This is a genomic window from Actinomadura sp. 21ATH (assembly GCF_041951345.1).
Classification (GTDB): Bacteria; Actinomycetota; Actinomycetes; order Streptosporangiales; family Streptosporangiaceae; genus Spirillospora.
Genome location: NZ_JBGNUR010000002.1, coordinates 197,580 through 211,192 on the forward strand (window position 1 = coordinate 197,580; position 13,613 = coordinate 211,192).

Annotated in this window: 9 protein-coding genes; 5 read left to right on the forward strand and 4 right to left on the reverse strand. The window is 73.6% G+C overall.

Annotation, left to right across the window (positions count from 1 at the left end; translation table 11 throughout):
• The first annotated feature begins 14 nt into the window (after positions 1-14).
• Together ACA361_RS07540 and ACA361_RS07545 are read left to right on the forward strand one after the other, a co-directional pair.
• The gene (locus ACA361_RS07540; RefSeq protein WP_375011086.1) at positions 15-1,934 is read left to right on the forward strand and encodes a serine/threonine-protein kinase; all 1,920 of its coding nucleotides are present in this window, start codon (positions 15-17) and stop codon (positions 1,932-1,934) included.
• A gap of 72 nt (positions 1,935-2,006) precedes the next feature.
• Positions 2,007-3,662: a serine/threonine-protein kinase gene (locus ACA361_RS07545; RefSeq protein WP_375011087.1), complete on the forward strand. Its 1,656-nt coding sequence runs from the start codon at positions 2,007-2,009 to the stop codon at positions 3,660-3,662.
• A 75-nt stretch (positions 3,663-3,737) separates the two neighbouring features.
• Here ACA361_RS07545 and ACA361_RS07550 read toward each other — a convergent pair whose 3' ends face one another.
• Positions 3,738-4,445 carry a TetR/AcrR family transcriptional regulator gene (locus ACA361_RS07550; RefSeq protein WP_375011088.1) on the reverse strand — a complete coding sequence of 236 codons (708 nt, stop codon included), beginning with the start codon at positions 4,443-4,445 and terminating at the stop codon, positions 3,738-3,740.
• Positions 4,446-4,510: 65 nt separating this feature from the next.
• Between ACA361_RS07550 and ACA361_RS07555 the strand changes: the two genes are divergently transcribed.
• Positions 4,511-5,710 carry an alpha/beta hydrolase fold domain-containing protein gene (locus tag ACA361_RS07555; protein ID WP_375011089.1) on the forward strand — a complete coding sequence of 400 codons (1,200 nt, stop codon included), beginning with the start codon at positions 4,511-4,513 and terminating at the stop codon, positions 5,708-5,710.
• Between the two features lie 22 nt (positions 5,711-5,732).
• Here the strand turns inward: ACA361_RS07555 and ACA361_RS07560 are convergent, their stop codons facing one another.
• A complete protein-coding gene (locus ACA361_RS07560) occupies positions 5,733-8,906 on the reverse strand; it encodes a BTAD domain-containing putative transcriptional regulator (RefSeq protein WP_375011090.1) in 3,174 nt (1,057 codons plus the stop codon).
• A 107-nt stretch (positions 8,907-9,013) separates the two neighbouring features.
• Between ACA361_RS07560 and ACA361_RS07565 the strand changes: the two genes are divergently transcribed.
• The gene (locus ACA361_RS07565) at positions 9,014-10,513 is read left to right on the forward strand and encodes an MFS transporter (RefSeq protein ID WP_375011091.1); all 1,500 of its coding nucleotides are present in this window, start codon (positions 9,014-9,016) and stop codon (positions 10,511-10,513) included.
• Complete coding sequence (locus ACA361_RS07570) at positions 10,506-11,096, forward strand: NADPH-dependent FMN reductase (protein ID WP_375011092.1); 591 nt, start codon at positions 10,506-10,508, stop codon at positions 11,094-11,096. The genes ACA361_RS07565 and ACA361_RS07570 overlap by 8 nt, the downstream gene beginning before the upstream one ends.
• A gap of 108 nt (positions 11,097-11,204) precedes the next feature.
• Here the strand turns inward: ACA361_RS07570 and ctaD are convergent, their stop codons facing one another.
• A complete protein-coding gene (gene ctaD, locus ACA361_RS07575) occupies positions 11,205-12,899 on the reverse strand; it encodes a cytochrome c oxidase subunit I (RefSeq protein ID WP_375011093.1) in 1,695 nt (564 codons plus the stop codon).
• A 166-nt stretch (positions 12,900-13,065) separates the two neighbouring features.
• The gene (locus tag ACA361_RS07580; protein ID WP_375011094.1) at positions 13,066-13,194 is read right to left on the reverse strand and encodes a DUF3040 domain-containing protein; all 129 of its coding nucleotides are present in this window, start codon (positions 13,192-13,194) and stop codon (positions 13,066-13,068) included.
• Positions 13,195-13,613 lie beyond the last annotated feature (419 nt).

Below are 13,613 nucleotides of genomic sequence, written 5' to 3' on the forward strand. Positions count from 1 at the left end.
CAGCGAGCGCGGGCGTGTCCTCGGGAGGCGCGGTACGGGAATGGCGGGTCGCCGGGTTCGTGGAAGTGCGCGAACTGGGAGCCGGAGCGCACGGGCGCGTGGTGCTGGCCCGGCACGCGGAGTCGGGGGCGCCCGTCGCGATCAAGTACATGCCCGTCGCGGCGGGACGGGCCGAGCGGCTGCGTCGCGAGGCCGTGCTGCTCGGCCGGGTGGACGACCCACATGTCGCGCGGCTCTATCGGCTCGTGGAGAGCGCGCACGGCGCGGCGATCGTGATGGAGGCCGTTGACGGCGTCTCGCTCAAGCGGGTGCTGGAGCGGCACGGCGCGCTCGCCGCCGAGGCGGCGTTGCTGGTGATGAAGGGCTCTCTGCTCGGGCTGGCCGCTGCCCACCGCGTCGGCGTGGTACATCGCGATTACAAGCCGGCCAACGTGGTGGTCCGGGCGGACGGGCTGAGCAAGCTGATCGACTTCGGTGTCGCAGTGGTCGCGGGTGAGGGCGGCAGATCCGGCACGCCCGCTTACATGGCTCCCGAGCAGTGGCGCGGCGAGCCGGCCACCCCGGCCACCGACGTGTACGGGGCCACCTGCGTGTTCTTCGAGTGCCTGACCGGGCGGCGCCCCTTCGGCGGTGGTGCCGCCGAACTGTGGGAAGCGCACCTGCATGCCGCGCCTCCGCTGGATGAGGTGCCCGAAGCCGTCCGCGAACTGGTGGCCCGGGGCATGGCCAAGGCGCCGGAGGAGCGTCCGGGCCAGGCCGCGGACCTGGTCCGGGAACTGGAGGGTGTCGCTGTCGCGGCGTACGGGCCTGATTGGGAGACGCGAGGCGTGCGTGCCTTGGCGGGCGCGGCGGCCGCGCTGGCTTCGCTGTTCCCCCTGGCCGCGGCTGTACTGCCGCTCGGCGGCGGGGCGGCGCACGGTGGTGCCGGTGCCGGGGCGGCCGCGCTGCACGATGGCGCCTTGGACGTCGCGGCGGGCGCCAACAGCGCTTCAGCCGCGGGCGGCTCCGCATCGAGTGGGCCCGCGGGCATCGGCGCCGCGGCGGGGCCCGCCGACATCGCCGGCGCCGGAGGGACGGGAGGACAGGCGTCCGGTGCCGGAATCGCGGGCACCAAGGGCGGTGCGGGTACGGCGGTCGCAGCGGGTGCGGCCGGAGCCGCGCTCCTGGTGGGAGCAGGGGCCGTGGTGGTCGCGTCCCTGCCTTCGGGGCCCCCGTCGTCCGGCCGGCCCACGGCGGCGGGACGGCCGGTCATGGGAACGATCGCCACCCAGCGGCAGACGCTCGGCGAGCGGAGGGTCGATGTGCGCGCGCAGTACGTGCGGCTGAGCGGTCCCGTCGATCCGGCCGTCCGGGAACGGGCCGACCAGGCCCTGCGCGCTCCACTCGACTGGACGATCCAGCGTGTCCAGCCGCACACCGCAGCGCAGCGAGCCGCCTGCAACGGCAACTCCGCGGCCGCCATGCGCGTCCGCATCGGTGTCAACGGGCCGTCGCTGGTCTCAGCGCTCTACACCAACGCCAGCACGCTCTGCTGGCCCGCCGACGGCGCGCCGCCCGGATGGGCCGTCACCATCGATGTGAAGACGGGCCGCGCCTACACCGCCACCGACATCTTCAGGCCGCAGACGCTCACCGCGCCGGGCATTCAGAGCCTCTGGAACCGGATGGCGGTCAAGGGCCGGCGCATGTGGGGTCCGCGCGGCTGCATGGGCGAATACCCCCGCCGGGCGGACTTCTTCCCCACCGCGAGCGCCGGCCTCCCTGGGCTGCCCGCGCAGGATCCGCCGAGGGTGACCGTCTTCCTGGCGCCTGACCGCATCGAGGTGAACACCGCATTGGAAGGCAGCGCATGCCGGAGCGAGACGCTCACCGCCCCCTACGGCAAGGTGGGCGATCTGCTGGCGCCCGGGATCGTCGGCAAGCTCCCCTCCTGAGGCGGCGGAGCCGCGTTCGCGCTCTGGTCCCGTTCCGCCGTACCCCGTTCGTGTGTTCGAGGAGATCTGGACGTGAGTACGCAGGCTCTGCGCCCTGAGGATCCGCGCGACATCGGCCCGTACCGGTTGCTGGCCAGGCTGGGCGCGGGCGGTATGGGATCGGTGTTCCTGGGGCGTTCGGCGAGCGGCCGGGCCGTGGCGGTCAAGCTGGTGCATCCGGAGCTGGCCCGCGATGCCGAGTTCCGCCGCCGGTTCCGGCAGGAGGTGGACGCGGCGCGCGAGGTGGGCGGGGAGTTCACCGCCCGCGTCCTGGACGCCGATCCCGACGCCGCGGTCCCGTGGCTGGCCACGGTGTACGTCGCCGGTCCCTCCCTGCACGAGGTGGTGGACGGCGGGTACGGTCCGCTGCCGGAGCGGTCGCTGCGGCGGCTGGCCGCCGGGCTGGGCCACGCGCTGCGCGCGGTGCACGACCGCGGGCTGGTGCACCGAGATCTCAAACCCGCCAACGTGCTGCTGGCCCTGGACGGGCCGCGCGTGATCGACTTCGGTATCGCCCGGGCCGTCGACTCCACCATCGCCACCCGTACCGGGGCGGTCATCGGCACGCCCGCCTACATGTCGCCCGAGCAGGTGCGGGGCGAGCGGGTGACACCGGCCGGGGACGTGTTCTCGCTGGGCTCGGTGCTGGCGTTCGCGGCGACGGGACGGCTGCCGTTCGCCACCGACGAGGGCGGCGTGCACGCGCTGATGATGCGGATCACCTCGGCCGAGCCCGATCTGGCGGGCCTGGAAGGCCCGCTGCTGGAGCTGGTCCAGGCGTGCCTGGCCAAGGAGCCGCGGCGGCGTCCGTCCCCAGAGGAGATCGTCGAACGGGCGGGCCATGACGGCGGCGGCTCGTGGCTTCCGGCGGAGGTGGTGGACCGGCTCGGCCGGCACGCGGTCGCGCTGCTCGATCTGGAGAGTCCAGAGTTTCCCAGCACGTCCGGCAGCGGAGCCACCGAGAAGATGCCGGCCACGCCGGCCGCCACGCCGCCGCTCACCCCGCCGGCGGGTGCCGTCGCGCCCCCGCCCGGCCCGCCGCCCTTCGCGCTCCCCTCCGGAACGCCTCCGGGCGCGCCCGCGCGGACGCGGCGCACCGAGTACCGGCCGACGCGGCCCACCGGCCCTGAAGGACGCCCGAGCCGGCGCCTTCCGGCCGTCGCGGCGGCGCTGTCGGTGGCGGCCGCGGCGGTCGTGGCGGCTGTGATCATCGTGGCCGCCGCCGTGTCGCGGAGCGGAGACGGTGCCGCACCGAGGGGCTCCGGGCCCGCGGTTCCGTCCGAGGCGGGCACGAGGACGCAGGGAAGCCCCCGAACCGCTGATCGTGACGGAGACGGCCCCGCGTCCGCGGGCTCCCCGGCGGCCGGCGACCTCCGTCCGGGCTTCATCGGCACCTGGCAGGGGTCCGCCGACGGCGGCAGGGGAATCCGCATGGTCATCCGGCAGGGGCGGCGCGGAGACGACGTCGCCACCGTGCGGTTCAACGGCCGGGGCTACGAGTGCCATGGCGCGGGAGTGCTGGTACGGGCCGAATCCGCGAGGCTCACCCTCGACGTTCACATCAACCGGAGCAAGCCCTCGGGCAGTTGCACCAGCACCGGCCTGCCGCTGACGGCGATGCTGATGAGCGACAACGTGATGTGGGTTCGAGACGGGGAGATCCTCGGCAACCTGCACCGCGTGGACTGATGACCGGACCCGCTTCTCCCCGGAACTGCGTCCAGTGGCGCGAACGGCGGCGGCACGGCCCGGGGCGCCACCGGCTCAGCGCCGGGCGCCGGGCGGGTGGGAGTCGAGTCGCTCATCGTCGGGCGCCGCCTTCCGGTTCGGGGCCGCACGCTCACGGGAGGATCGCCGGTGCTCGTGCGGGAGCGCCGGAGTCAGCATCGCCACAGCGGTGTCGACGACGTCCTCCAGGGGGGCGAGGGAGGAACCGGCGGGCCGGCGGACGGCGCTCCACCACAGGCCGTCCAGGACGACCAGGATCAGTTCCGCCAGGGCCTCGGGAGAACGGCCGGCGATGACCTCGCCGTCCCGCATCCCCCGGTCGATGGCCGCGCGCAGGTTGGCCCGCGCCTCGTCGTCGAGTGCGGCGAGCGAGGCGGCGAAGGAGGGCTGTACGGCGGCCTCGGCGTAGAAGGCCGCCCAGACGCGGGCCTCGGCCAGGCGGCGGTCGTCGGCCGGCAGGAAGGCCAGCAGCGCCTGCCGCAAAGCCTCGGGAAACGTCTGGCCGCCGGACTGCGGCCGGATCTCGGCCAAGCGGTCCCGGGCGGCGTGCACGGCCTGGTCGAAGGCGAAGCGCAGCATCTGGTCCTTGGTCTGGAAGTGGCGCTGCACCGCGCCCAGCGACAGCCCGGCCTCCGCGGCGACGGTGCGCATGCTGACGCCGTCCAGGCCCTCGCGCGCGGCGATGCGGAACAGCGCGTCCGCGATGTCGCGGCGCCGCGCTTCCTTGTTCACCGACCTCGGCACCTGTTCATTCTGCCGCACAACGTTAGAATACACTCGTATCGATACGATCGTATTCGGAGGTCGTGGTGGCTCCCTCCCTCCCCGGGCCGGTACGGGCCGCCGGCCGCCTGTCCCTCCTGGCCGGCGCGGCGAGCGCCGCGGTGACGGGCGCCGTGCTGTCGGCGTCGTCCCTGCTCCCGCCGCCGTCATGGTCGGTATGGCAGTACGCTCTCCTCGCGGCGGAGTTCGGGCTGCTGGTCGCCGTTCTGGCCGGTACGGGGCTGCTGCTCTCCCTACTGGCACGGCGCCGCCGGTGCCGTTCCCGGGCGGTGGCGACGGCCGCCGCGCTGGCCAACGCGGCCGTACTGGCGGGTGCGCTGCTGCCCGCTTCGAGCGCTTGGAAGGACGCGCGCGCATCCGGAACGGAGCTGTCGCTCCGCGGCTACTTCGCGGGCCTGGCGACCGGGGCCGACCGCGAGCCCACCACCGTCCGGTACGCCCGGCTCGGCGGGACCGACCTGGAACTGGACGTCTGGCAGCCCGCCCGTCGCCACGACCGGCGGCCCCTGCCGGTGGTGGTCAACGTGCACGGCGGCGCCGAGGACCTGCCGCAGAGCCTTCTCCCGCGCTGGGACGCCTGGCTCGCCGACCTCGGGTACGTGGTGTTCGACGTCGACTACCGGATCGCCCCTCCCGGTGGATGGCGCGTGCCGGCCGCCGACCTCAAGTGCGCGCTCGGCTGGATCGCCGCGCACGCCACCGAGTACGGCGCCGACCCGGATCGGATCGCGGTCATGGGCCAGTCCGCCGGAGGGCTGGCCACCCTGCTCGCGGCCTACACCGGCCCCGGTCCCATCGCCCCCAGCTGCCCGGCGGGCACCGTGCCCGTCAGGGCGGTCGCCGCGTGGTACTCCATCACCGACATGACCGCGCCCGAGGTTCCCTGGCGGCAGCGGCACTCACCGATCGGGGACGAACTGGCCGAGGCGACCCGCACCATGATGGGCGGCACGTCCCAGGAGCGTCCCGGCGAGTACCGGGCGGCCTCGCCCATCTCCCACGTACGCCCTGGCCTGCCGCCCACCCTGCTGATCCAGGGAGGGCGCGACCTGTTCGTACCGGTGCAGGACAACCGGCGGTTCGCCGCGCGGCTGGCACGGGCCGGCGTGCCGCACCGGCTGGTCGGGATCGGCTACGCCGACCACATGTTCGACCTGAACTGGGGCGGCTTCGCCAGCCAGCTGACCCGGCAGGAGATCGCTCGATTCCTGCGCGAACGGCTCTGACGACCGCCGTGGGAGAACCGCCCTACCGAGCCTCTTCCGCGATCACTTCTTCTGGAGAGAGCGCTCGTCCCCGGTCGTAGGCGGCGCCGAACGACTCCTCACCCGCGCCGGCGCGGGCCCTGGCCCGGGCGCGTTCGATGTCGGCGCGATGCAGCGGGAGGGCGGCGCCGGCAGAGGCGAGCAGCCCATCGGCCGCGCCCAGCAGCCGTGCCGCGCGGCGCGGATCGTTCTCGCCGTACGCGCCGGCCAGGCCGGCCAGCGCCAGCGCCAGCGGTCCGGGCGCGCCGGTGGCGCGGGCGGCCGCCAAGGCCCGCCGGTGCTCGCGCAGCGCCTGGCCGATGCCGCCGCGCTGCTCGGCCAGGAAGCCCAGCTCGGCGAACGCCAGCACCACGTCCACCGAGCGGTGGTCGCCCGGGTCGGCACCGAGCCAGGTGCGCAGGTGCCGCACGGCCTGCTCCGTGCTTCCCGCGCGACGCAGCGCCATGCCCAGCCCCAGTTCGGCCAGCCGCGCACCGTACGCCTCTCCGTGCGCGGTGGAGATCTTCAGGGCGCGCCGGTAACGCCGCGCGGCCTCGGCCAGGTCGCCGCGCACCAGCGCGGCCCGGCCCAGGCAGCACGTCCAGAAGGAGATGTTCAGCCAGATGCCCAGCCGTTCGGCCAGTTCCAGCGCGTCGGAGGCGATCAGTGCGGCCTGGGCATGGTCACCGAGGGTGTCGGCGTGCCGCCACAGCACCGCCATCGCCTCCAGCCGTCCCCAGTCGTCACCGAGCTCGGTGAACGTCCGCAGCGCCTCCTCCCCGTCGGTCTCGAAGCGCGGGAGCCCGCCGCGGATGTAGGCCAGGTAGGCGCGGTTCCCCAGAGCGGCCGCGATCCCCCATCGGTCACCGCGGGCGCGGAACGCCGACAGGGCGAGGCCGAGCTGCGTCTCGGCGGCGTCGAGCTCACCGCACTCGACCAGGGCGGGGCCGAACAGCCACTGGGCGAACGTCCGTCCCTCCTCGTCTCCGGCACCGTCGAAGGCGGCCAGGACCTGCTTCACCCGGGTGAGGGGTTCGGCGGACTCGCGGGCGACCATCTCCAGGTACGCGCGGAAGGCGCCGGCCCTGGCGCGCAGCCGCCGCGAACCGCCCGCCAGGTCCAGCGCGCGGACCAGCATCCGGTGCGCCTCACGGTGCCGGCCGCGCAACCACCGGTACCAGAACAGGAACACCGCCAGCCGCAGCGCGGTGTCCGCATCCCGGTGGTCAACGGCGGTGTCGAACGCGGCGTGGAAGTTGGCGTGCTCGTGGCCCAGCCGTCCCAGCCAGTCGCGCTGGCCGGAGCCGCGCAGCCCGGCGTCGGCTCGTTCGGCCAGGTCCGCGTAGTAGCGCATGTGGCGTTCGCGGGCGGTCTCGGTCTCGCCGGCCTCCTCCAGCCGTTCGCGGGCGTAGGCGGCGATGCACTCCAGCAGCCGGTAGCGCGTCCCGGACGGGCCGTCCACGGTGCCGACCAGTGACCGGTCCACGAGCCGGGCCAGCGGATCGAGGACGTCCCCGCCGGTCGCCTCGGCCGCCTCCAGCGTGCACCCGTCGGCGTGCACCACCAGGCGGCGCAGCACCTCCTGCTCGCGTTCGGTGAGCAGGTCCCAGCTCCAGTCGATGGCCGCCCGCAGCGTCCGGTGCCGGTCTGGGCGCCCGGCCCCGCCGCCGCCCAGCAGCCGGAACCGGTCGTCGAGCCGGGCGGCCAGCCCCTCCACACCCAGCGCCCGTACCCGCCGCGCGGCCAGTTCCAGCGCCAGCGGCAGACCGTCCAGCCGCCGGCAGATCGCCGCCGCGAACGGAGCGGTGCGCTCGTCCAGGACGAACCCCGGCGCCGACGCCGCCGCCCGTGCCGCGAACAGCTCGACCGCGCCGAACGACGCCGCGCCCGCCTCGGCGCCGGCGGGCGGGACGGCCAGCGGCGGCACCTCCACCACCCGCTCGCCCGCGATGCCCAGCGGCTCCCGGCTCGTCACCAGCAGCCGCAACGCGGGCGCGGCGCGCAGCAGCCGGGCGGCCAGGCCGCCCACCTCGGCCAGGACGTGCTCGCAGTTGTCCAGCACCAGCAGGCAGCGGCTCTCGCGCAGCGCCTCGGCGACCCTGCCGGCCAGGGCGTCCCCGCCGGCATCGGCGTCCCGGACGCCGAGCACGTCGGCCACCGTCTCGACCACCCGGGGCGTCCCGCCCGCCGACGGCGGGAGCGGTGCCAGCTCCACCAGCCACACGCCGTCCGGGAACGCCTGCGCCGTCGCGTCCGCAGCCTCCCTGCCGGCCGCTTCGATGGCGAGCCGGGTCTTGCCGACGCCGCCCGGCCCAGTGAGGGTGACCAGCCGTTCCGGCCCGTCCGCGGCGAGCAGGTTCCGGACCGCCGCCACCTCCTCCTCGCGGCCCACCAGAACGTCCACGAGGGCGGGCAGGTTGGTGACCGTCCGCGCCGCCGGCACCGGCTGCCGCAGGATCTCCTGGTAGGCGGCCGACAGCTCCGGACCCGGATCGGTGCCCAGCTCCTCGGCCAGCCGCCGCCGCGACGCCTCGTACGAACGGAGCGCCTCGGCCTGCCGCCCCGCCCCGTACAGCGCGCGAAGCCAGGCGGCCTGCAGCCGTTCCCGCAGCGGGTGCCGGTGCACCAGCTCGCCCAGCTCCTCGGCCAGCGACCGGTGCTCGCCGAGCTCCAGCCGCGCCTCGGCGCGCAGTTCCAGGACGGTCAGCCGCTCCTCCTCCAGCCGCGCCGCCGCCGGGCCGGCGAATCCGTCGGCGAACCCGGCGAACGCGGGACCGCGCCACAGCTCCAGCGCCCGGGTGCACAGCGCCGCCCGCCCGGCCGCGTCCCGGGTCCGCCGCGCCCGTTCCAGCAGCGCTCGGAACCGGTGCGCGTCCACCTCCCCGTCCTCGACCGCCAGCCGGTAACCGCCCGGACCGTGGGTGAGCCGGTCGCGTCCACCCGGCTCGGCCCGGTCCAGCACGCCGCGCAGCAGGGAGATCTTCGAGCGCAGTACCCGGCGCGGATCGGCCGGCGCCCGGTCGCCCCACAGCTCGTCCACCAGCCGGTCCGGCGGAACGGGACGGCCCTCCCGCAGCAGCAGCGCGACCAGCAGCGCCCGCACCCGGGCCTCCGGAATCCGCACCGGCGCACCGGCGGCGTCCCACACCTCCGGCGCGCCCAGGGTTCCGAACCTCATGGTGATCACAGTACGCAGCCGGCACCCGACCGGAGCCTTTCCGGAACCCGAGTTCGCGACGGTACGGCCACGAGCCCGACCGAGACCGAACGGAAGGAGGCGCCGGCATGCATGCGATCCCACGCGCCGCCGAGCGCACCGGCCCGCGTGCGGGCACGCGCGAGTGGGCGGGTCTGGCCGCCCTGGTCCTGCCGACGCTGCTGCTGTCTATGGACGTCACCGTGCTGTTCCTCGCCCTGCCCGTACTGGGGGCGGAGCTGGGCGCCGACGCCGCCCAGCAGTTGTGGATCATGGACGCCTACGGCTTCATGATCGCCGGATTCCTGGTCACCATGGGCACCCTCGGCGACCGGATCGGCCGCCGCCGGCTCCTGCTGGCCAGCGCCGCGGCGTTCGCCCTGCTGTCGGCCCTGGCGGCCTGGTCGACCGGCCCGGGCATGCTCATCGTGCTGCGCGCCCTGCTCGGCATCGCCGGAGCGACGATCATGCCCGCGACGCTGTCGCTGATCCGGCACATGTTCGCCGACGACCGGCAGCGCCGGCTCGCCATCGCGTTCTGGACCGCCGGAACGATGGGCGGCATGGCGCTCGGCCCGGCGACCGGCGGCCTGCTGCTGGACCGCTACTGGTGGGGCGCGGTGTTCCTGATGGCCGTTCCGGTCATGCTCCTGGTCCTGGCGGCCGGCCCGCTGCTCCCCGAGTACCGCGACCCGGTGCCCGGGCGCCTCGACCCGCTCAGCGTGGCACTGTCCCTGGCGGCGACGCTGCCGCTGGTGTACGCGATCAAGGAGACGGCGCGGCACGGCCCGGACGCCGCGACGCTGACCGCCCTGCTCGCCGGACTCGTCTCGGCGTACCTCTTCGTCCGCCGCCAGTCCCGGCTGGCCGCCCCGCTGCTCGACCTCCGGCTGCTGCGGCTGCCCGCGTTCGCCCCGGTCCTGGGGACGCTGCTGGCCGCGTCCATGACGATGGGCGCCTTCTCCCTGCTGCTCGCCCAGTACCTCCAGCTCGTCAAGGGCTTGACGCCCGCCCAGGCCGGGGCGTGGCTGGTCCCCGGCGCCCTGGTCTCGGTCCTGGCGATGCTGGCGACCCCGCGGGCCGCCGCACGGTTCGGCGACCGCGCCACCACCGTGGGCACGCTCGCGGTCGCCGGAGCCGGATTCACCCTCCTGGCCCAGGTGTCGGCCGGCCACCCGACGATCGCGGCCATCGCCGCGGCCGCCGTCGTCAACGCCGGCATGAGCCCCCTGCTGGTACTCGTCAACAACCTGGTCATCGATATCGCGCCGAAGGAACGCAGCGCATCGGCCGCCGCCATGTCCGAGACCTCCCTGCAGGCCGGCGCCGCACTGGGCGTCGCGGTGCTGGGGTCGCTGGCCGCGCTCGTCTACCGCACCCGCATGGCCGGCGGCCCGGCCGCCGCCCGGGACAGCCTCGCCGCCGCGATCGCCGGCGGACCGCCCGCCGACCTGCTGGAGGCCGCCCGCGCCGCGTTCGTCTCCGGCCTGACCACCGTGGCCTACCTCAGCGCCGCCATCGCCTTCGCCCTGGCGGCGTTCGCCATCCGCACGATCCGCACGATCCGCAAGGAGGACCACCATGTCTGAACCGAGCCGCCTGCGCCTGGCCGTCATCATCGGCAGCACCCGCAAGGACCGCTTCTGCCCCGTTCCCGCCGGCTGGATCGCCGGCCGAGCCCGCGAACACGGCGGCTACGAGGTGGACGTCATCGACCTGGCCGGCGAACGGCTGCCCGACGTGCTCAACGGCGACGACACCGACGTCCCGCCGCCCGCACCCGTCCGGGCCCTGGCGCCCCGGCTGGCCTCCGCCGACGCCTTCGTGATCGTCACCCCCGTCTACAACCACGGCTACCCGGCCGCGCTGAAGAACGCCATCGACTGGTTCTTCGACGAGTGGAGCGCCAAGCCCGTCGGCTTCGTCTCCTACGGCGGCATGGGCGGCGGCCTGCACGCCGTCGAACAGCTCCGCCAGGTGTTCTGCGAGGTCCATGCGACCACCATCCGCGAAGCCCTCAGCTTCGCCGACTACTGGGACCGGTTCGACGACACCGGACGGCCGGTCGACACCAGCGGCGCGGAAAAGGCCGCCAAGACCTTCCTGGACCGGCTCGCCTGGTGGGGCCACGCCCTCCGGGACGCCCGCAGCAAGCGGCCGTACACCACCTGACCCCGTCTTAATTCCGGGGGTTCTAGTCTCTGCCGGCACTCCTGCTCTGACCAGCGGCGAATCCCGTACGGGATTCGCCGCTGCGGTTACCGTCGCCTGACGGCGATGTCAGCCGCCGGCGTCGCCCTTCCCCCGGTCGCCGGCTGGAACCTTGACCTGCTCGGCGTAGGGGTGGTGGAGGTCGAAGGCGGGCCGTTCCGACCGGATCCGGGGGATGGCGCCGAAGTTGTGGCGCGGGGGCGGGCAGGAGGTGGCCCATTCCAGGGAGTTGCCCGAGCCCCACGGGTCGTCGGCGTCGACATCCTGGCCCTCTCGGGCGGTGCGCCAGACGTTGAACAGGAACGGGAACGTCGACAGCCCCAGCAGGGCGGCCCCGGCCGAGGAGACCAGGTTGAGGGCGGCGAACTCGTCGGGATAGTCGGCGTAGCGGCGCGGCATTCCTTCGGCGCCGAGAAGGTGCTGGACGAGGAAGGTGGTGTGGAAGCCGATGAACAGCATCCAGAAATGGATTTTCGACAGGCGCTCGTCGAGCATCCTGCCGGTCATCTTGGGCCACCAGAACGAGAAGCCGGCGAACATGGCGAACACCACGGTCCCGAACAGCACGTAGTGGAAGTGGGCGACGACGAAGTAGGAGTCGTGGACGTGGAAGTCCAGCGGGGGCGAGGCCAGGATCACGCCGGTCAGGCCGCCGAACAGGAAGGTCACCAGGAACCCGATCGCCCACAGCATCGGCGATTTCAGCATGATCTGGCCGCGCCACATGGTGCCGACCCAGTTGAAGAACTTGATGCCGGTCGGGACGGCGATGAGGAAGGACAGGAAGGAGAAGAAGGGCAGCAGCACCCGGCCGGTGGCGAACATGTGGTGCGCCCACACCGTCATCGACAGGCCGGTGATCAGGATGCTGGCCGCCACCATGCCGAAATAGCCGAACAGGGGCTTGCGGGAGAAGACCGGGATGACCTCGGTGATGATGCCGAAGAAGGGCAGCGCGACGATGTAGACCTCGGGGTGGCCGAAGAACCAGAACAGGTGCTGCCACAGCAGCGCCCCGCCGTGGGCGGGGTCGTAGACGTGGGTGTCGAGCGTGCGGTCGGCGGCCAGCGCGGCCAGCGCGGCGGCCAGGACGGGGAAAGCCAGCAGCACCAGGACGGAGGTGAACAGCACGTTCCAGGTGAAGATCGGCAGCCGGAACATCGTCATGCCGGGCGCGCGCATCGCGATGATGGTCGTGATGAAGTTGACCGCGCCCAGGATCGTGCCGAACCCGGACATGATCAGCCCCATCACCCACAGGTCGCCGCCCTGCTCGGGTGAGCGGACCTCATCCGACAGCGGCGGGTAGCCGGTCCAGCCGAAACTCGCGGCGCCCTCGCTGGTCAAGAAGCCCGAGATGGTGATCAGCGCACCGAACAGGAACAGCCAGAAGCTCAGAGCGTTCAGCCGCGGGAAGGCCACGTCGGGGGCGCCGATCTGCAACGGCATGATGACGTTGGCGAAGCCCGCGAACAGCGGCGTGGCGAAGAAGAACATCATGATGGTGCCGTGCATGGTGAACGCCTGGTTGTACTGCTCGTTGCTCACCACCTGCAGGCCCGGATGCGCCAGCTCGCCGCGGACCACCATCGCCAGCAGCCCGGCCAGCGAGAAGAACCCGAACGAGGCGATCAGGTACAGGTAGCCGACCTTCTTGTGGTCGGTGGTGGCCAGCCACTCCACCACCACCCGCCCGCGGGAACCGCGCACCGGCGCGGTCAACGACGGCGCCGGCTCGGTGGCCGGACGCTGCACATCGGTCACGGGAACGCTCCTCGAGTCACCTGATCGGCCGTAGGGACGCGCGCTGCATCGGCAGGTGGCAGGTGAAGGCGAGCGGGGAACGCTGGACGCAACCGAACGGGCTCCAGCATGAACACCATCCCCGCCACCATCACCACGGCACGACCACCGCCGACCGAGATGGCCGTCACGCAACCTCCGTCTCAGGTCGCAGGGAAGTGAACCCGGCCAGCTGCCACGCCAGCCGCGGATCCTGCCGATCGAGATCGGCCTCAAGCCGCCTCAGCACCGTCCGCCCGTACTCCGACAGCGTCATCCCACCCCCCACTCACAGGCGCCCATGCACCGGACCTGTACCCGACCTGTCCCGCCTGCGCGTTCACCAGCGATACGACACCTCAACGCCCAGGCCGCGGTGGCCCTACCCCCGCACCCCATCCGAAAACTGTGCAGACACCAAAGCCGGGAGCAGGCGCCCGGACCGACACGGCAACGGCACCGGGCTGACGCCTTCGCCAGATCGCGATGGTTCGGCGTGGCGTGCCCGGAGTGATCCTCAGCCAACCGGCCGGCACGCGGACGGGACCAGCATGCTGGGGACATGCAACTGCCGTTGGGGTCTTACCCCAGGGCGGTGCGGCCGTCACGTGGAGACCTCGATCGGAATCGACCGTCTCAGCCCGTCCGGTCCAGCAAGACGGACCATCAGCCGGATTCAGGATCAGGCATGCAGTG

What these genes read in the sequence shown, in the direction of transcription:
- ACA361_RS07565 (WP_375011091.1), top strand. Translation starts at nt 9,014, where the DNA reads ATGCATGCGATCCCACGCGCCGCCGAGCGCACCGGCCCGCGTGCGGGC.
- ACA361_RS07580 (WP_375011094.1), bottom strand. Translation starts at nt 13,194, where the DNA reads ATGACGCTGTCGGAGTACGGGCGGACGGTGCTGAGGCGGCTTGAGGCC.
- ACA361_RS07570 (WP_375011092.1), top strand. Translation starts at nt 10,506, where the DNA reads ATGTCTGAACCGAGCCGCCTGCGCCTGGCCGTCATCATCGGCAGCACC.
- ACA361_RS07560 (WP_375011090.1), bottom strand. Translation starts at nt 8,906, where the DNA reads ATGAGGTTCGGAACCCTGGGCGCGCCGGAGGTGTGGGACGCCGCCGGT.